The following is a 17,177-nucleotide window of genomic DNA, read 5'->3' as shown; positions in this document are numbered from 1 at the left end:
GAGGAGATGTACGACAAGATCTTGCTGTCGGTGGACCTCAACGAGGAGAGCTCCTGGGCCAAGGCACTGCCTGCGGCGGTGACCCTGTGTCGGACCTTCGACGCTTCCCTGCATGTGGTGACGGTGCTGCCGGACTACCACATGCCGATGGTGGGCTCTTACTTTCCACGCGACTTCTCGAAGAAGGCCCATGCGGCACTATCTGAAGCGCAGCATCGTTTCATTGCCGAGCATGTTCCGGAGGACGTCAAGGTCCAGGCGGTGATTGTCGATGGCTCGCCCTGGGAGGCGATCATCAAGGCGGCCAAGAAGCTCGGGGTCGACCTGATCGTGATGGCCTCTCACAACAAACGCAAGTTCGCCGACTACGTGCTGGGTCCCAACGCCGAGCACGTCGTTCATCACGCCAAGGTATCGGTGATGATCGTGCGTTAGCGTCCTGGCGGTGCGGCTCCTTCGACACGCCCCGGCGCTGGCCGGGGCGTGTCGCGTTTGGGAAGCGCAGTTGGTGATCGAGCGACAGCGTTGACAACGTTGCAGCGCCCTTGTGCCCCGTCAACTACATTAAGGATGGATGAAGACAACAAGACGTCGTCCGGACCTCCCGGCCGTAACGACGCCTCAATCGTCCTTCCCATGGCGACCAAACGGGGTTAGACAATGAATGCGACAAGAACCGCCGGGCACTCCGCTCCCTCCGTCAGGATCCACATCAACACTATCGACATGTCCCGCCCCAAGGCCTGGCTCGCCGCCGGGGTCGGGGATTTTCGCCATGCTACTGCGGTGAGTCTCGCCTATGGCATGTTCTGGGTAGGCCTTAGCCTTGCCATCACCGCTGGCGCCATCGTGTTCGATTTGTGGCACTGGCTGCTGCCGCTGTTGGCAGGTTTCATGTTCCTGGGACCGTTGGTGGCCGTGGGTTCCTACGGCATCAGCCGTGCGTTGGGGAACAAGTGCGTACCGCACCTGGGCGATGCCTTCAGTTCCTGGCGATCCCACGCCGGCCAACTGGCGATGATGGGTGTGATGCTGATGATTTTCTTCCTCGCCTGGATTCGTCTGGCTACCTTGCTCTTCGCCCTGTTCTTCGGCTTCGATGCACCCGGACCGGTCGAGCTGTATGCCATGTTGCTGACCACGTCTCAGGGGCTCGGCATGATTGCCGTGGGCACCATGGTGGGCGCGGTGCTGGCGTTCGGCGCCTTCGCCATCAGTGTGGTCGCCATACCGACCCTGATGGACCAGGACCTGACCTTCATGGAAGGCATCGAGGCCAGCGTGCGCGCGGTGGCTCGCAACTTCCGCCCCATGCTGGTGTGGGCCGCCATACTGACCGCCTGCGTTGTCGTCGGCATCCTGACCTTCTATATCGGTCTTGCCGTGATCCTGCCAATACTCGGTCATGCCAGCTGGCATGCCTACGAGGATCTGGTGCGCTGCGAACCGATAGAGCCAATGGCCTCCTGACGTGCGTTGCGGCAGGGTATGTGCCCTGCCGCGACACCTCGTCTCGCCCGCCTGACCTTTCCTTCCATTTCGCGTACTCTTGGCCCATTCCAGTTTCCCGTGGATGGCCAAGATGCTTCGAGTGTGGCTTCGTCGTACTTCTTTTCCGCTCCTTTGCGCCGTGCTTGGTGTCGCCTCGCTTTCGGTATCGGCCGCATCGCTGCCAGCGCCCGAGGGAGAGGTGCTGCTACGCGTGACCGGCAACGTGGCCAATCCCAACGTGGGCACGGAGCTGCACCTGGATCGTGAACTGATGATGTCGCTTCCCACCCGTGTCATCGAGACGAGCACGCCCTGGACGGAAGGAGTGGGACGCTTCGAGGGGCCGTTGTTTCGAGCCGTGCTCGAGGCCGCCGGCATCGAGAGCGAGCAGGTCCGAGTCTCTGCCATCAACGAGTACGATGCGGAGGTGCCCGTTTCCGATCTGGAGCGTTATGACGTGATCCTGGCGATACAGCAGGATGGGGAGCCGATCGCGGTGCGTGATCTCGGCCCGGTATTCGTGCTCTATCCCTTCGATGCTCACCCCGAACTGCTCAACGAGACCGTGCGTCACCGTTCGGTATGGCACGTGGGAAGCATTCATGCGCCCTGATGTGCACGCCGGTCGCAGCCTTCGCGTGGAGCAATGAGGCGTGCTGCGCTATCCGCTCAGGTTCAGGTTGGGGGCGGTCGCCGTGCTGCTGTTTTTCGCCGCGGCGCTGATCGTGGTCGGACTGGCGGCATGGCGGCAGGAAGGGTTGCACGAGAGCGTAGGCGGGGATGCCGCCTGGCACGTCTATAAACTCGATCGTGACATCGTCCAACTGCGTAGCGACCTGGCATGGCGGACGGGCAATGCCCGATCGCTCGACGCGGTGCGGCTTCGCTTCGAATTGATCTACAGCCGGGTCAACTTGCTGCGTCGCGGCGATATCACCGAACTGCTGGCACAGATACCCCGCGCCGAGCGCCTGGTGACGGGGATGATTCAGCAATTGGATGATATCGATACCCTGCTCGACGAGATCGTCCAGCTCGAAGTCGGCGAACGCTGGGTACTCTCGGATCGCCTGGAACGGGTAGGGGGGTTGACCGAGCAACTGGTCGTCGAGATCAAGGCTCACATCGCCGATGCGGCCACGCGTGATCGCGAAATCCTGCAGACTCTCTATGCGCTACTGCTGGCGCTGATTCTGGCCATGAGCCTGGCGGGATTGCTGGTGGTAATCTTCTTGGTGCGTGAAGCACGCGACAATGCCGAGGCGCGCCGCTCGCTGGAATCGCTGAGCCGCGAACTTCAGGCCACGGCACAGCGTGCCGAATCGGCCAGTCGATCCAAATCGGAGTTTCTCGCCACCGTCAGCCACGAGATACGCACCCCGCTCAACGGCGTCATCGGCATGAGCGATCTGTTGCTGGACCAACCGCTGGACAAACAGTCGCGCGAGTATGCCCATACCCTGCATATCAGCGCATCGCGTCTGCTGGAGCTAATCAACGACATTCTCGATTTCTCCAAGATCGAGTCGGGCAAACTCGAGCTCGAACGTCAGCCCCTGCATCTCACGGCCCTGATCGAGGACGCCTGCCGGCTCTTTGCTCCACGGGCACAGGCCAAAGGGCTCGAGCTGGTTACCGACATCTCGTCGGAGCTACCGGAACAGGTGATGGGCGACCCGGCGCGCCTGCGTCAGGTACTGCTCAACCTGCTCTCCAATGCCATCAAGTTCACCGAGCACGGCGAGGTGCGCGTCGAAGCTGCACTGACCGCACGACGACGGCTGGGCTTGGCGGTAATCGACACAGGCCCGGGGGTTTGCGAGGACCAACAGGAGCGGCTCTTCGAGCCCTTCCGTCAGGCCGATGCCTCCACCGCGCGTCGCTATGGCGGCACTGGCTTGGGGTTGGCTATCAGCCGGCGGCTGACCGAGGCCATGGACGGCGAGATCGGCGTCGACAGCTGTCCCGGAGCGGGCAGTCGTTTCTGGATCGAACTGCCGCTCGAGCCGGTTGCCACCGACCACGAGCCGGAACCGTCGACATCTCCGCCGATCCTGGCGCCGCCGAGGGGCGGCAAGGTCCTGCTGGTAGAAGACAACCCCGTCAATCAGCAGGTGGCGGTGGCGATGCTGGAGCGTTTCGGCTGTCACGTGACGGTCGTCGGCAGTGGCCGGCGGGCGCTGGAGCTGACCGAACAGCAAACGTTCGACGCTCTCTTCATGGACGTGCAGATGCCCGGCATGGACGGTCTGGAGACCACCCGCCGGCTGCGCATGGCGGAGGATTGGCGCCGTAGGGTGCCGGTCGTGGCGATGACGGCCGGGGGGCCGGGGGCGGAGCGTGAGCGCTGCCTGGCCGCAGGCATGACCGACTACCTGACTAAGCCGCTGAGCCGACTGGAACTCGCCGCTGCCCTGCGCCGTGCGCTACCCGAAGCCGACGTCCACATGGCGGGCCCCGTAGCGGAAGACGGCAGTGAGCCGGTGCTGTTGGATGAGGCCATGCTCGCCGAACTGCGCGATTCGTTGGGGCCGACGGCGCTTGCCAGATTGGTGGCGGTGCACCGCGACCAGCTGCGCGACTATCGCGACCGCCTGCAGGCGGCCATGGAGCGGGATGACATGTCGGCATTGGCCGCGTTGGCACATCGACTCAAGGGCGAGTCGGGCAGTCTCGGCGCATGCGAATTGACGGAGCACGCCCGGCGGCTAGAGGTGCTGGCGCGCGAGGGACGGCGGGACGAGGCGGGCGCCGAGCTCGCGACCTTGAATGCCGCCGTTTTGCCCACCCTGGAAGCGCTGAGCGGCTGGGTCGCCAGGTTGTCCTAGACTGACTGAGCAGGCTCACGCGGTTATCGCGCTGCGGTGGGTGCAAAAAACGAGGCAACTCCTTCCAAAGTCGTGCACCGATACCGCCCGACGAGTGCTTAACTGTGAGGGGTAAACGTCGATCAACCGATTCCCAGGAGGGAGCCCATGTGGACCAAGCCGACCTACCACGATCTTCGCCCCGGATTCGAAGTGACTCTCTATATCGCCAACCGCTGATCGAAACGACGGGATCTTATCGGCCCCGCTACGCCAATCAAGACAAGAGGGTCAGGCATGCAGGTCATCATTCTCGGCGCCGCGGCCGGAGGCGGCTTCCCCCAGTGGAACTGTCATTGCCCCAATTGCCGTCGGGTGCGGCAGGGCGCTCCAGGGCTTACGCCCCGCACCCAATCGTCGATCGCCATCAGCAGCGATGGCGAGCGCTGGCTGTTGTGCAACGCCTCGCCCGACATTCGTGCTCAGATCGCCGCCAATCCTGAACTCCATCCCCGACGGAGCATGCGTGATACCGGCATCGCCGAGGTACTGCTGGTGGATGCCCAGATCGATCATGTCACCGGGCTGCTGTCGCTGCGTGAGGGGTGCCCGCTGGATGTCTGGTGCACGCCTAACGTGCATGCGGACCTGAGCGGGGGCTTTCCCCTGTTTCCGATGCTCGCGCACTGGCAGGGCGGACTGAATTGGCGTCCGATCGCCATCGATGACGGCCGCCACCAAGCGTCTTTCGAAGTGCCGAGCTGTCCCGGGCTGCGCCTAACGGCAGTGGCGCTGGAAAGCAATGCGCCACCCTACTCGCCCCGCCGCGGTGCAACCACACCGGGGGACAACATCGGCCTGTTCGTCGAGGATACGGCCAAAGGCGGAGCGTTGTTTTATGCACCGGGCCTGGGGCGGCCGGACGACGCCCTGCGTGCCTGGCTCGCCCGCGCCGACTGCGTGCTGATCGATGGCACTTTGTGGCACGATGACGAGATGGCCAGATTGGGCATCGCCGACAGGACGGGCCGCGAGATGGGCCATCTGGCGCTTGCCGGCAGGGGCGGGCTGATCGAGGAACTCGACGCGTTACCCGCTGCGACCCGTCGGGTGCTCATTCATATCAACAATACCAATCCGATCCTCGACGAGGGCTCGCCCGAACGGGCCGAGCTTGCGAAACATCGCATCGAGGTCGCTTTCGACGGGATGCGCATCGAGCCGTGAACGCGATGTTCCCTGTCCTGTAACCTCCGCTGGAGACGCCGCCATGCCATCGCTTGCATCCTCCCTGACGCCCTCGGGGGCGTCGACCGACCCTCAGGCCCTGGAGCGTGAAGCCTTTCATGCCGCACTGATGGCCAAGGGCGACTACTACCATATTCATCACCCCTACCAGGTCGACATGGCCGAGGGGCGCGCCACGCCGGCACAGATACGCGGCTGGGTGGCCAACCGCTTCTACTATCAGGTGATGATTCCGCAAAAAGATGCCGCGTTGCTGGCCAACTGTCCCGACGCTTCGGCCCGGCGTCGCTGGATCCAGCGTCTGCTTGATCACGACGGCTTTGGTGACGACCCCGGCGGTATCGAAGCCTGGTTGGCGCTTGGGGAAGCGGTCGGACTGACCCGCGAGGAGCTCTGGTCTCAGGAGCACGTGCTGCCTGGAGTGCGCTTCGCGGTGGATGCCTACTTGAACTTCGTGCGCCGTGCCGACTGGCGCGAGGCGGCGATCTCATCGCTCACCGAACTGTTCGCGCCGCGTGCCCATCAGAGTCGCCTGGATACCTGGCCCAGCCACTACCCCTGGATCGATGCGTCGGGTTACGACTACTTTCGCAAGCGGTTGACCGAGGCGCGCCGTGATGTCGAGCACGGCCTGACGCTGGCGCTGGATGTTTGTACCACCGCAGCGTCCCAACAGCGTGCGCTGGAGATCCTGCAGTTCAAGCTAGACGTGCTGTGGTCGATGCTCGATGCCATGACGCTGGCGTATCAGCTCGATCGGCCGCCCTATCACACCGTCACCGACCGGCGTGCTTACCACCGGGGGCTGTCATGAGCGCCCCCGTTGACTCACGTACGGTCTACCGGCTGCGCCCGGGCTGGCGTCTCCAGTGGGAAGAGGCCCAGGGGCGTCATGTATTGCTCTATCCTGAGGGTATGGTGCAGCTCAACGACAGTGCCGGCGCGATCCTGTCGCTGCTCGACGGCGAGCGCGACGTCAGTGCATTGATCGACGAACTCACCCGACGCTACCCCGAGGCCCCGAGCGGCGAACTTGCCCAGGACGTGCGCGATTTCCTCGCCGACGCCTCGCAACAGGGCTGGATTCACCATGACTGAGATCGCCCGCTCCCAGACCAGTGAAGCACACGGCATCGGCGCGCCGCTGTGGCTGCTCGCCGAGCTGACTTACCGTTGTCCGCTGCAATGCGCCTACTGCTCGAATCCGCTCGACTTCGCCGCCTACCGCGATGAGCTGACCACCGGGGAATGGATCGATATCATGCGCCAAGCCCGTGCCATGGGCGCGGTGCAGCTCGGTTTTTCTGGCGGAGAGCCATTGGTGCGGCGCGATCTCGAAACGCTGGTTGGCGAAGCGCGACGACTCGGTTTCTATACCAACCTGATCACGTCCGCGCTGGGCCTCGACGAGGCGCGCATCATGGCGCTGCGTGAAGCCGGTCTCGACCATATTCAGATCAGCCTGCAGGCGGGGGACGCCGATATGGCCGCCGCGGTGGCCGGCTCACCCAAGGCGCACGCCAAAAAGCTCGCGATGGCTCGTGCGGTCAAGGCTGCCGGTTACCCGATGGTGCTCAACGTCGTGCTGCATCGGCACAATATCGATGATCTCGACGCCATCATCGCCCTCTGCGATTCGCTGGGGGCCGATGCGGTGGAGCTCGCCAACTGTCAGATGTACGGCTGGGCCCAGCTCAATCGCGAGGGGTTGCTCCCGAGCCGTGAGCAGCTCGAGGTGGCCGAGGCGACTACCGCGCGCTGGCGCGAACGACTGGCGGCGAAGGGGCGCGACATGCGTTTGCTGTTCGTGGTTCCCGACTACTATGCCGAACGCCCCAAGGCGTGCATGGGCGGTTGGGGCGCGATCTTCATGACCGTGGCGCCGGACGGCGCGGTACTGCCATGCCACAGTGCGAGAATGTTGCCGATGAGCTTTCCCAACGTGCGCGAGCGGCGGCTGCGGGAGATCTGGTACGATAGCGAGCCTTTCAACCGCTATCGCGGCGACGCCTGGATGCGGTCACCCTGTCGAGACTGCGACGAGCGGAAGCGCGATTTCGGCGGCTGTCGCTGTCAGGCCTACCTGTTGACCGGCGATCCTGCCGCCACCGATCCGGTATGCGAGTACTCGCCGCATCATGGCCTGATCGAGGCCGCACGCGAGGCGGCGAGCACCGATCCGCGTCGTGTCGAACAACTGACCCCGCGCAGCGTGCACGAGTCGCAGGTATTCTGTCGGCAATGAGCGGCGGTTATTCCAACGGAGGGCATCAGCGCTCGCTGAAACTGTCCAACGGTCTCTCCGTGCTGCTCGTCACCGATGCCGACGCCGGTCTCGCGGCGGCCGCGGTGAGCGTCGGCGCAGGGAGCGGTCATGAGCCGGCGGATCTCCCAGGGCTGGCACATCTGCTCGAACACATGCTGTTCCTGGGCTCCGATCGTTATCCCGCCGAAGACGACTTCGCGACCTATATACAGGGACATGGTGGCCGCTTCAACGCCACTACGGAGATCGATCAGACTCGCTTTTTCCTTGAGATTCCTCCAGCGCGGCTGGGCGGGGCGCTGGATCGTCTGGCCCAGTTTCTTATCGCCCCGCGCCTGGATGCCGCGGCCATCGAGCGGGAGCGCAGGGTCATCGACGCGGAGTACCACGCCCGACGGGAGGACGAGGAGCAGGTCTCGCTGGGCGTGATCAAGCAGGTGCTCGATCCGCTGCACCCTGCCAGTCGTTTCTTTGCCGGCAACCGTGACACCCTGGCCGGCGACCCGGCTGCGCTGCACCGGGCCCTGGCGGCATTCCATCAGCGCTATTACGGCGCCGCCAATCTACGTCTGGCGCTGGTGGCCGACCTGCCCATCGATACCTTGGAGTGGCTGGTACGGGACAGCTTCACGGCCGTTCCCGTCAGGCCGGCCTGCGCCACGCCCACCTGGCCGCCCCTGCTATCCCCAGCCAAGTTACCGCTTCGGCTGGTGCTGGAGCGCCGCGAGGGCCATGAACTTCGTCTGTGTTTTCCGGTGCCTGCCCCGGCGAAGGGAGCGACTTCGGCCGCTTGGGAAATCCTGTCGCGGTTGTTGACGTTTCGCGGTGCCGGTGGCGTCTACATGTGGTTGCGGGAGCGCGGCTGGTTGCGCGATATCGACGCTTCCATGCTGCTCGATATCGCGCCGCAGGGCCTCTTCCAGATCCGGCTTGCCCTCACGCCTGTCGGTATGCGCCATTGGACGGATGCGGCCGCGGCGCTCTTCGCCTATCTGCGCCGGATCGAGACCGAAGGCATCGCCGAGTGGCGCTACCGCGAGCAGCGGCTCATGGAGCGGCGGCGCTTCCGGCGCGCCGCGATGCCTTCCAGCCTCGAATTCGCCAAGGCATTGGCCGACCGGCTGCATCGCTACCCCCCCGAGCAGGCACGGCTCGGCCCCTATCGGGAGGAGACGATCACACCGTGTGCCCTGGCGAACTGCCTGACCCACTTGGTCCCGCACAATGCCGTGTCACTGCTCGGCGCTCCCTCGGTCCGGGGCGATCGCGTCTCCCCCTGGTTCCCGACCCGCTATCGGATCGATGCGCTCAAGGACTGGCCCACCCGGAAAGCGTATCAGGCGACGTCGTTCGTCCTGCCGCCACCCAACCCTTTCCTCGTCGAGGAACCTGGTGCCGAAGACGAGGGGGGCAAGGAGGGCAAGGAGGGCGATGACGAGGAAGACGGACTCGAGATGCTGCGCCGGTCGCCGAGATGGCGGGTCGGATTTCGGCCGCATGCGATATCCGCGGGTAACGCCGCTGCCTGGCTGAGACTGGCCATGGCGCGTATACCGGCCCGGCAGGAGACCGTGCTCACCGAGCTGCTGCTCGCCTGGCTGGAGGAGGCGATGAGCGGCGAACTGCAGCAGGCGAGAGAGGCCGGTCTGTCACTGTCCACGACGTGCGATGCGCAAAGCGTCATGTTCCGGCTCGATGGGCCACCGCAGCCGCTGGAGCGCTTGCTGACACAGCTACTGGATCGACTCGTCCAGGCCGGCATTGAACCAGCCCGCTTCGAGCAGGCGCGGGACGCATTGCGGATGCGCTGGACCCGGCAACGGCAGGCACCGGCGTTTCGTCGCCTGCTGCCGCTGCCGGAGGTATGCCTTGGTCATGGCAACAGTGAAGAGGCGCTGCTGGGCGTATTGGAATTGACGTCACCCGCCCAACTCGAGGTTTGGCGGGCCGATCTCCTACGGACGGCAGGCTTCGATTGTCTGCTGGCGGGCCCGCTTGGGCACGAGAGAGCGCGGCGTATCGATGACGCCCTGGCCGAGCGTTTTCCCGGTGGGAGCCCGTCTTCGGTCGTGCTGCCTGCCATCCCGATCACCTCGCTGCAAGCCGGCCGCGAGTATCGTTATCGGTTGGGTGCCTCCCAGCGGGACAGCGCGGTGGCACTCTACTTTGCCGCAGTGGATGCCTCGCCGCGCCAGCAGGCGTGTCACCGGCTACTGGCGCAGTTGCTGCACGACCGTTTCTACCAGCGCCTGCGCGTCGAACGCCAGCTCGGTTACGCGGTGTTGGCCCGCTATCATCCGCTGCATGATCGCCCGGGGCTGGTCCTGCTTATTCAATCGCCTTCGCTCAGGGTCCCGGCGCTGCGTCGGGAAATACGTGATTTTTTGAATTCTCCCGGCCACGATCCCCTGAGCCTTTCGGGAGAGGACTTCGCCCGCTACCGGGAGGGGCTGATACAGAGCCTCACGCGCGCGCAGCGCGAGCCGGGCGAGCGAAGGGCGCGGTGGTGGGCCAGACTGACCCAGGGCGAACTGGCGGCACGTGAACCTCGACGCGTCGTGGAGGCGGTTTCCACACTGACGCTAGACGAGGTTCGTCGTTTCTATCGGCTAGAGCTGCTTCCGTCCGCCCGACTCTGGCTGCACAACTGACGTTCTCGATGCGTCGGGTTGCGCTATCACGTAGAAAACCTCGCCATCGAGCAGCTTTCTGACGGAACGTTTTCGGTACCGCTCGCTGCGGGAGTGCCCAGCCATGGCGAGTGCTCCGCGGGATACTACCAAAGACTCAGTCGTCATGACGCCAACGCAGTATGGCTCACGGGCAGGATTCCACTAGGCTCAACGTCAGGTCCGGTCAACGACGCAGCGAGATGTCCGCCGGACCCGAGAGTCCTCCCTACCGTCAGGAGAGCAACGCCATGATCTACGCCAACCCGGGCAGTCCCGATTCCGTCGTCTCCTTCGACAAGCGCTACGGCAACTACATCGGTGGCGAATTCGTGCCGCCGGTGAAGGGGCAGTATTTCGACAACGTCAGCCCGGTCAACGGGGAAGTCTTCTGCGAGATCCCCCGCTCGTCTGCCGAAGACATCGACAAGGCGCTCGATGCCGCGCATGCCGCCGCACCCGCCTGGGGACGCACGTCCGCCACCGAGCGCAGCAACCTCCTGCTCAAGATCGCCGACCGCATCGAGCAGAACCTCGAGATGCTTGCCGTGGCCGAGACCTGGGACAACGGCAAGGCGGTGCGCGAGACGCTTAATGCCGACCTCCCACTGGTCGTCGACCACTTCCGCTATTTTGCCGGCTGCATCCGCGCCCAGGAGGGTACGTCGGCCGATATCGACGCCAATACCGTTTCCTATCATTTCCATGAGCCGCTGGGCGTGGTGGGGCAAATCATTCCATGGAATTTTCCGATCCTGATGGCGGCATGGAAGCTCGGCCCGGCACTGGCCGCCGGCAACTGCGTGGTGCTCAAGCCCGCCGAGCAGACGCCGGTATCGATCCTCAAGGTGATGGAGCTGATTGGCGACCTGCTGCCGCCGGGCGTGATCAACGTGGTCAACGGCTACGGCGCTGAAGCCGGCCAGGCGCTGGCGACCAGTAAGCGTATCGCCAAGATCGCCTTCACCGGCTCGACACCGGTGGGATCGCATATTCTCAAGTGCGCCGCCGAGAACATCATTCCCTCCACCGTGGAATTGGGCGGCAAGTCACCCAACATCTACTTTGCCGACATCATGAACGCCGAGCCGGAGTTCATCGAGAAGGCGGCGGAGGGCCTGGTACTCGCCTTCTTCAACCAGGGCGAGGTGTGTACTTGTCCGTCCCGGGCGCTGATCCAGGAGAGCATGTACGACGGCTTCATGGCCAAGGTCATGGAACGGGTGCAGACGATCAAGCGCGGCAACCCGCTGGATACCGACGTCCAGGTAGGCGCCCAGGCGTCCCAGGAGCAGTTCGACAAGATCATGACCTATATGGACATCGCCCGCGAGGAGGGTGCCGAGTTCCTCACCGGCGGCGGCAAGGAAAGCTTCGATCCGGCCTACGACAAGGGCTACTACATCCAGCCGACCCTGCTGAAAGGACACAACAAGATGCGTGTGTTCCAGGAAGAGATCTTCGGCCCGGTGGTGGCGGTGACCACCTTCAAGGATGAGGAAGAGGCGCTGGCGATTGCCAACGATACCGAGTTTGGCCTCGGCGCCGGCGTCTGGAGCCGCGACATCAACGTCGCCTTCCGTATGGGACGCGGCATCCAGGCCGGTCGTGTGTGGACCAACTGCTACCACCAGTATCCGGCGCACGCCGCCTTCGGCGGCTACAAGAAATCCGGCGTGGGCCGCGAAACCCACAAGGTGGCGCTTGCGCATTATCAGCAGACCAAGAACCTGCTGGTGAGCTACGACACCAACCCGCTCGGATTTTTCTGACGCTCGCGCAGCCCGGTCTGGGCCGGGTTGCGCAATCTCTGTTCGAGAGGGCAGCGCCCGTCCTATCGCTGCGAGAGTCGCCAAGCGCGACAAGGCCGGATGGGGAAGGGCTCTCTCGCCATCCAGTACCGGCGACGTTCAGGCGTGATCCAGGTCATGCCTTTGTCGCCTTGTCCTTCAGACCCAATACCTTGGCGTCCTGTCGTCGACGCTGCCGGATGTCCCAGGCCACGGCGGCGGCCAGCAGTACAAAGCCGCTCAGCTCCAGTGCCAAGGAATAATCGACGAACAAGGCGTAGAGGAGGCATAGCGAACCGGCAAACCCCACCAGGGCGGGCCAGGGAGTGCGATACCGTCGCATGCCGGCGGTCACGATGGCCAGGGTGAGCAGCACCAGAGTGGCAATCGCACCGCTCCAAAGCCCCTCGTCGAGGGCCAGGTGAACGCCCAGCAGCGGCAGCAGGACGAGAAGTGCCAGGATGCCGTAGCAACTCAGCAGGGCCAGCAGGAAGACCAGCATCCCGAGCAGGCCGCGACGATACCACAGTCGCAGCCGGCGCTGCGGATCGAGGCGGCAGCGCCACCGCTGAAGCCATGCAGGTCGCGCGGCACCGCGGCGCATGCCGATCTCCACGGAGTGTGCGCCGAAGCCGGCGGCAATCTCGCGGGTCTGGGCGCTGGGGCTCAAGGCGAAGTAGTCGTGACGGTTGATGACGCGGATCTCCTCGAACCCGGCTTCCTCGAACAATGCCAGCAACTCCTCCTTCACCGTGGCACCCACCACGCATTCGACCCATAGGCGTGGATCTTCATGGCAATCGACCGACACCGGGCGATGGATCACCACGTCGGCCAGCTGTAAGCGCCCGTGTGGCTTGAGCACGCGAAACATTTCCGCCACGGCGCGGCGCTTGTCCGGCACCAGATTGAGGGCGCCATTGCTGGTAATGCTGTCGATGCAGGCATTGGGTAACGGCAATTGCTCGGCTGAGCCCTGCACCACGGTGAGTCGATCAATGGCATGACGTTCGATGGCCTGTTGGAGTCGGCGCGTCATGGCTGCCGTCAGATCAAGGGCAATGACGTGTCCTTGCGGGCCGGCCAACGTGCGAGCGATCAGGGCGTCGCCGCCGGCTCCGGCGCCAATGTCGAGCACCCGGTCGCCGCGGCGGATGGCGTCGGCGCGAAAGGGGCAACCGACGCCGGCGAAGGCATCGCGAATCTCGGCGGGGAGTTCCATCAGCCACTCGGGAGCATAACCCAGGCGGCGGCTGGCCTCGGCGCCAACCGGAAAGTGAAAAGAGGCGGTGGGGGCATCCGCAACGGCCGTATACATCCGCTGCACCGCTGCTAGGATCTGCGGGCGGGAGTAACCGAGAATGGCCACCATGAGGCGCTCTCCTCACGAGTCAGCGGGTGGAATCGGACCGGCTCCGTCGAATCGGTCGAGAAGGGTCCGGATGCGCTGGTACAGCCACGGCGGTGCCTTCGCCGTCCCGGTGGCCGCCACCCTGGCCCGTAGTCGCCGTTCGAATTCAGCACGTGTGAAGCAATCTCGGCATCGGTGCAGGTGCCGTTCGACATCGGCGGCCTCCTGCGGGTCGAGTTCCCGATCGAGGTAGTCGAAGAGTCGCTCGATGACCTCCTCGCAACTGAGCGCTGTCGGGCTCATCTTCGCTCTCCTCCGTCTCCCTCGCCGAGCACCATGCCTGCTTCCCTGGCCTGCTCCCATAGCGCGCTCTGCAATCGTGAGCGTGCCCGGCTCAATCGCGAGCGCACGGTTCCCAGTGGGACGCCAAGAAGCTTCGCGACTTCTTCATACGTATAGCCCTGCACCTCGACCAGCACAATCGTTACCCGATAGGCATCGGGCAGGGCATCCAGCGCCCGCTCCAGGTCTTCCTGCAGCAGGCTATTGAAGAACTGCTCTTCCAGGCTGCCCCACCACAGCAGGAAAGGCTGATGCAGCTGCTGGAACAGCGTGAAACTGTCGCTGTCGAGCTCGCTGGGCTCGGTGGCGTCGTTTCCGCACGGCGGTGGGCGGCAGCGACGCTTTCGCCATTCGCTGATATAGGTGTTGGTGAGGATATGAAACATCCAGCCTTCGAAACGCTGAGGATCGCGCAGGCGATCAAGTTGCATCCAGGCTTTGGCCACCGACTCGGCAACGACATCCTCGGCGTCGGCGGGGTGGCGAGTCAGCCGCAGTGCCGTGCCGTAGAGTCGATCCAACATCGGTGCCAGGCGGTGCTCGAACCACTGCCGCCGGCTGGCGGCTTCGTCGAAGCGCATGGTGCCCCCCGTGGCGTCCCGGCACCGGGCGCGTGGCGGTGACCGCGAATGGCTAAGGAACGGACCGGCCAACGACATGACGGTACCTCTCCGAGCATGGTCCGCTCGCCCTCACTGGGCAAGCGTCAGGCATGGCAGGGACGCTGCGTGCCCCGTTTCTGTTCCTTGCGGGAACAGTTGGCCCACGCGCTGCGTCCTGGCGCACACGACACCAACCGGCGTCGTGCGCAGACGAGGAGGAGAGAGACCATGACCATCACGGCACAGCATGTCTCCAGCGATGTGGACAGGAAGGAGCTCGAATCGCGCGTGAAGGCGATGTATCGCGAGGTCGCCGAAACGCCGCAGGGGGAGTTTCATTTCGAAATGGGCCGCGCCCTTGCCGAGCGGCTGGGCTATGACGCCCAGACACTTGACCGTATTCCTGCGGCCGCCATCGACTCATTCGCCGGCGTCGGCCACTTTCTCGATCTGGCCGCCATTCGTCCCGGCGAGACGGTACTCGATCTGGGCAGTGGTTCCGGCATGGACAGCCTGCTGGCAGCCCTGGCCACGGGGCCCGGCGGACAGGTGCTGGGGCTCGACATGACCACGGCCCAGCGCGAGAAGGCCGAGCGGCTGGCGCTCGAGGCTGGCTTCGCCCAGGTCTCGTTCCATGCCGGCTATATCGAGGCGCCGCCCTTTGCCGCCGATAGCGTCGACGTGGTGATCAGCAACGGCGTGATCAATCTCTCGGCCGACAAGTCCCGTGTCTTCGCCGAGGCGGCACGTGTCCTGCGCCCCGGTGGACGTTTGGCGCTGGCCGATATCGTCACCGAAAAGCCGCTGCCCGACAGCGTCACCGGCAATGCCACCCTGTGGGCCGCCTGCATTGGGGGGGCCCAGCAGCAGGACGCCTATCGCGCCGCTATCGAAGCGGCCGGCTTCGTCATCGAAACCTGGCGCGAGCACTCCGAGTATAGCTTCCTGACCGAATCGGCACAGGCTGCCTGCTCGACCTATGGCGTCAAGAGCATTTCGCTGTTGGCGATCAAGCGCTGAGCGCTGCGGGAACACTATCACAATGAAGGAGACCTACCATGCAACGCCATCACGCTAGACGGAATGCCACTCTGTTGACCCTGTCATTGCTCGCTGTGTCTGGCGGGCTCTGGGCAGAGCCCTACCATGGCGACGGTCACCTGCTGGGTACGCCCGACGACCTCAGCTGGGGGCCAGTCGGTTCCATGGGCGAGGGAGCCGAGATCGCCATCATCGAAGGAGATCTCTCCGCCGAGGCGCCCTTCACCCTCCGCCTGCGGCTTGCGGACGGCTATGAGATCAAACCTCATGTGCATCCCGCCTACGAGCGGGTGACGGTGCTCGAAGGCACCCTGCACTTCGCTCATGGGGAAAGTTTCGAGCGCAAGGCTACCCAGCCCCTGCCCGTCGGCGGCTATGCCATCATGTCGCCTGGCGACCCCATGTTTGGCTACGCCGACGGAGAGACGATCATCCAGTTGCACGGCACCGGTCCGTGGGGCATCGAATACCTCGACCCCGCGGATGATCCACGCCAATGAGCCCTGAGCCGCGCGGCAGCGAACCGCGCGGCTCGCCCCCTGCCATGCCCATGGAGTATCTCTTCGCTCCCGCTTTCGATCTCGAGCTGGTTCGAGACTGAGAAACCGCTAGGCTCCCTGTAACGACACGGGATTCGTCGTATCCAAGGAGATTATCATGGAAGCGCTTGTCACGTTCGACTGCGTGATCGTCGGCGCAGGTCCCGCCGGCTTGACTGCCGGTATCAATCTTCAGCGTTTTCTGCGTGACATATGCATCGTCGACGAAGGAAAGAGCCGGGCGTCGCTCATCCCCTGCACCCGCAACTACCCCGGCTTCAGAGAAGGCATTAGCGGCCACGCGCTGCTGGAGCGGCTACGGGGGCAGCTAAAGGACAACGGCGGCCACGTGACGCCAGGGCGGGTAGTGCGTCTCGAACGCACGGAGGATGGCACGTTCGATGTCGTGACCGAATCCGAGGTCATTCGGACACGGACGGTACTGCTGGCTACCGGTGTCGTCGATCTCGAACCTGAACTGGAAGGTTTTCAGGAGGTGAAAGAGAAAGGCCTGATCCGCTACTGTCCCATTTGCGATGGTTTCGAATTTACCCAAGCGCGTATCGGCGTTATCGCCAAGGACGCTCATGGGGTGGGAGAGGCTGCCTTCATAAAGCGATTCAGCGCCGACCTGACATTGATCGATATCGAAGCAGGCGCCTACCTGGACCCTCAGTCGACAGCACGCTTGGCTCGCGAGAACATTGCGCTCGTGCAGGGAAAAGTTGGCAGCATGTACAGCGATGCAGACCATCGCATCCACCTGAGCATGGCGAACGGCACCGAGCACTCCTTCGATGTACTTTACTGTGCCCTGGGAACCCGGGTGCGCAGCGAACTGGGGATGAACATCGGAGCCCTGCGCAATCCGGACGATTACCTGGTCGTTAACCCGCACATGCAGACAGGCATCGAAGGGCTCTATGCCGCGGGCGACATGACCAACCACTTGAGCCAGATCACGGTGGCCACCGGCCAGGCATCGATTGCGGCCACTGCCATTCATAATCGGCTACAGAATCGCCCTTGAC

At 64.2% G+C, this 17,177-nt stretch carries 17 protein-coding genes; 14 read left to right on the top strand and 3 right to left on the bottom strand.

All coding sequences use genetic code 11. The features are described 5' to 3' along the window. Positions 1 to 6: 6 nt before the first annotated feature. The 11 genes from F0A17_RS07475 (at position 7) to exaC (ending at position 12,253) form a co-directional block, all read left to right on the top strand. Positions 7 to 435: a universal stress protein gene (locus tag F0A17_RS07475; protein WP_149327726.1), complete on the top strand. Its 429-nt coding sequence runs from the start codon at positions 7 to 9 to the stop codon at positions 433 to 435. 225 nt (positions 436 to 660) lie between these two features. Next, on the top strand, positions 661 to 1,470 hold the full coding sequence (locus F0A17_RS07470) for a DUF2189 domain-containing protein (protein ID WP_149327725.1): 810 nt from the start codon (positions 661 to 663) through the stop codon (positions 1,468 to 1,470). 112 nt (positions 1,471 to 1,582) lie between these two features. Then, positions 1,583 to 2,104 carry a putative pterin-binding protein gene (locus tag F0A17_RS07465; protein ID WP_149327724.1) on the top strand — a complete coding sequence of 174 codons (522 nt, stop codon included), beginning with the start codon at positions 1,583 to 1,585 and terminating at the stop codon, positions 2,102 to 2,104. Between the two features lie 40 nt (positions 2,105 to 2,144). Next, the gene (locus F0A17_RS07460) at positions 2,145 to 4,319 is read left to right on the top strand and encodes an ATP-binding protein (protein ID WP_149327723.1); all 2,175 of its coding nucleotides are present in this window, start codon (positions 2,145 to 2,147) and stop codon (positions 4,317 to 4,319) included. A 147-nt stretch (positions 4,320 to 4,466) separates the two neighbouring features. Further along, on the top strand, positions 4,467 to 4,538 hold the full coding sequence (gene pqqA / locus F0A17_RS07455) for a pyrroloquinoline quinone precursor peptide PqqA (RefSeq protein ID WP_149328201.1): 72 nt from the start codon (positions 4,467 to 4,469) through the stop codon (positions 4,536 to 4,538). A gap of 57 nt (positions 4,539 to 4,595) precedes the next feature. Then, positions 4,596 to 5,525, top strand: a complete 930-nt coding sequence (gene pqqB / locus F0A17_RS07450) for a pyrroloquinoline quinone biosynthesis protein PqqB (protein WP_149327722.1) — start codon at positions 4,596 to 4,598, stop codon at positions 5,523 to 5,525. Positions 5,526 to 5,568: 43 nt separating this feature from the next. Continuing rightward, on the top strand, positions 5,569 to 6,360 hold the full coding sequence (gene pqqC / locus F0A17_RS07445) for a pyrroloquinoline-quinone synthase PqqC (RefSeq protein ID WP_149327721.1): 792 nt from the start codon (positions 5,569 to 5,571) through the stop codon (positions 6,358 to 6,360). Then, on the top strand, positions 6,357 to 6,644 hold the full coding sequence (pqqD, locus tag F0A17_RS07440) for a pyrroloquinoline quinone biosynthesis peptide chaperone PqqD (protein WP_149327720.1): 288 nt from the start codon (positions 6,357 to 6,359) through the stop codon (positions 6,642 to 6,644). Before pqqC ends, pqqD begins: the two co-directional genes overlap by 4 nt. Beyond that, positions 6,637 to 7,791 carry a pyrroloquinoline quinone biosynthesis protein PqqE gene (gene pqqE / locus F0A17_RS07435; protein WP_149327719.1) on the top strand — a complete coding sequence of 385 codons (1,155 nt, stop codon included), beginning with the start codon at positions 6,637 to 6,639 and terminating at the stop codon, positions 7,789 to 7,791. Before pqqD ends, pqqE begins: the two co-directional genes overlap by 8 nt. Further along, positions 7,788 to 10,463 carry an insulinase family protein gene (locus tag F0A17_RS07430; RefSeq protein ID WP_149327718.1) on the top strand — a complete coding sequence of 892 codons (2,676 nt, stop codon included), beginning with the start codon at positions 7,788 to 7,790 and terminating at the stop codon, positions 10,461 to 10,463. Before pqqE ends, F0A17_RS07430 begins: the two co-directional genes overlap by 4 nt. A gap of 269 nt (positions 10,464 to 10,732) precedes the next feature. Next, positions 10,733 to 12,253 carry an acetaldehyde dehydrogenase ExaC gene (gene exaC / locus F0A17_RS07425; RefSeq protein ID WP_149327717.1) on the top strand — a complete coding sequence of 507 codons (1,521 nt, stop codon included), beginning with the start codon at positions 10,733 to 10,735 and terminating at the stop codon, positions 12,251 to 12,253. 154 nt (positions 12,254 to 12,407) lie between these two features. Here the strand turns inward: exaC and F0A17_RS07420 are convergent, their stop codons facing one another. From F0A17_RS07420 to F0A17_RS07410, 3 genes are read right to left on the bottom strand one after another with little or no spacing between them, the layout of a single operon-like run. Then, a complete protein-coding gene (locus F0A17_RS07420; protein ID WP_149327716.1) occupies positions 12,408 to 13,643 on the bottom strand; it encodes a MerC family mercury resistance protein in 1,236 nt (411 codons plus the stop codon). A gap of 12 nt (positions 13,644 to 13,655) precedes the next feature. Further along, on the bottom strand, positions 13,656 to 13,925 hold the full coding sequence (locus F0A17_RS07415; RefSeq protein WP_149327715.1) for an anti-sigma factor family protein: 270 nt from the start codon (positions 13,923 to 13,925) through the stop codon (positions 13,656 to 13,658). Further along, positions 13,922 to 14,545, bottom strand: a complete 624-nt coding sequence (locus tag F0A17_RS07410) for a sigma-70 family RNA polymerase sigma factor (protein WP_149327714.1) — start codon at positions 14,543 to 14,545, stop codon at positions 13,922 to 13,924. The genes F0A17_RS07415 and F0A17_RS07410 overlap by 4 nt, the downstream gene beginning before the upstream one ends. Positions 14,546 to 14,794: 249 nt before the next feature. On the opposite strand from F0A17_RS07410, the gene F0A17_RS07405 reads away from it, so the two are divergent. The 3 genes from F0A17_RS07405 to F0A17_RS07395 all read left to right on the top strand — a co-directional run bounded on the left by F0A17_RS07405 (position 14,795) and on the right by F0A17_RS07395 (position 17,176). Then, a complete protein-coding gene (locus F0A17_RS07405) occupies positions 14,795 to 15,586 on the top strand; it encodes a methyltransferase domain-containing protein (protein ID WP_149327713.1) in 792 nt (263 codons plus the stop codon). 38 nt (positions 15,587 to 15,624) lie between these two features. Beyond that, on the top strand, positions 15,625 to 16,107 hold the full coding sequence (locus tag F0A17_RS07400) for a cupin domain-containing protein (RefSeq protein ID WP_149327712.1): 483 nt from the start codon (positions 15,625 to 15,627) through the stop codon (positions 16,105 to 16,107). A 157-nt stretch (positions 16,108 to 16,264) separates the two neighbouring features. Then, positions 16,265 to 17,176, top strand: coding sequence for an NAD(P)/FAD-dependent oxidoreductase (locus tag F0A17_RS07395; RefSeq protein ID WP_149327711.1), 912 nt, complete (start codon positions 16,265 to 16,267; stop codon positions 17,174 to 17,176). The last annotated feature ends 1 nt before the right edge of the window (position 17,177 follow it).

Origin of the sequence: Billgrantia pellis (assembly GCF_008297955.1) — a bacterium.
Classification (GTDB): Bacteria; Pseudomonadota; Gammaproteobacteria; order Pseudomonadales; family Halomonadaceae; genus Halomonas; species Halomonas pellis.
This window is presented reverse-complemented; position numbering and strand designations above follow the sequence as displayed.

What these genes read in the sequence shown, in the direction of transcription:
- F0A17_RS07475 (WP_149327726.1), top strand. Translation starts at nt 7, where the DNA reads ATGTACGACAAGATCTTGCTGTCGGTGGACCTCAACGAGGAGAGCTCC.
- F0A17_RS07470 (WP_149327725.1), top strand. Translation starts at nt 661, where the DNA reads ATGAATGCGACAAGAACCGCCGGGCACTCCGCTCCCTCCGTCAGGATC.
- F0A17_RS07465 (WP_149327724.1), top strand. Translation starts at nt 1,583, where the DNA reads ATGCTTCGAGTGTGGCTTCGTCGTACTTCTTTTCCGCTCCTTTGCGCC.
- pqqB (WP_149327722.1), top strand. Translation starts at nt 4,596, where the DNA reads ATGCAGGTCATCATTCTCGGCGCCGCGGCCGGAGGCGGCTTCCCCCAG.
- pqqC (WP_149327721.1), top strand. Translation starts at nt 5,569, where the DNA reads ATGCCATCGCTTGCATCCTCCCTGACGCCCTCGGGGGCGTCGACCGAC.
- pqqD (WP_149327720.1), top strand. Translation starts at nt 6,357, where the DNA reads ATGAGCGCCCCCGTTGACTCACGTACGGTCTACCGGCTGCGCCCGGGC.
- pqqE (WP_149327719.1), top strand. Translation starts at nt 6,637, where the DNA reads ATGACTGAGATCGCCCGCTCCCAGACCAGTGAAGCACACGGCATCGGC.
- F0A17_RS07430 (WP_149327718.1), top strand. Translation starts at nt 7,788, where the DNA reads ATGAGCGGCGGTTATTCCAACGGAGGGCATCAGCGCTCGCTGAAACTG.
- exaC (WP_149327717.1), top strand. Translation starts at nt 10,733, where the DNA reads ATGATCTACGCCAACCCGGGCAGTCCCGATTCCGTCGTCTCCTTCGAC.
- F0A17_RS07420 (WP_149327716.1), bottom strand. Translation starts at nt 13,643, where the DNA reads ATGGTGGCCATTCTCGGTTACTCCCGCCCGCAGATCCTAGCAGCGGTG.
- F0A17_RS07415 (WP_149327715.1), bottom strand. Translation starts at nt 13,925, where the DNA reads ATGAGCCCGACAGCGCTCAGTTGCGAGGAGGTCATCGAGCGACTCTTC.
- F0A17_RS07410 (WP_149327714.1), bottom strand. Translation starts at nt 14,545, where the DNA reads ATGCGCTTCGACGAAGCCGCCAGCCGGCGGCAGTGGTTCGAGCACCGC.
- F0A17_RS07405 (WP_149327713.1), top strand. Translation starts at nt 14,795, where the DNA reads ATGACCATCACGGCACAGCATGTCTCCAGCGATGTGGACAGGAAGGAG.
- F0A17_RS07400 (WP_149327712.1), top strand. Translation starts at nt 15,625, where the DNA reads ATGCAACGCCATCACGCTAGACGGAATGCCACTCTGTTGACCCTGTCA.
- F0A17_RS07395 (WP_149327711.1), top strand. Translation starts at nt 16,265, where the DNA reads ATGGAAGCGCTTGTCACGTTCGACTGCGTGATCGTCGGCGCAGGTCCC.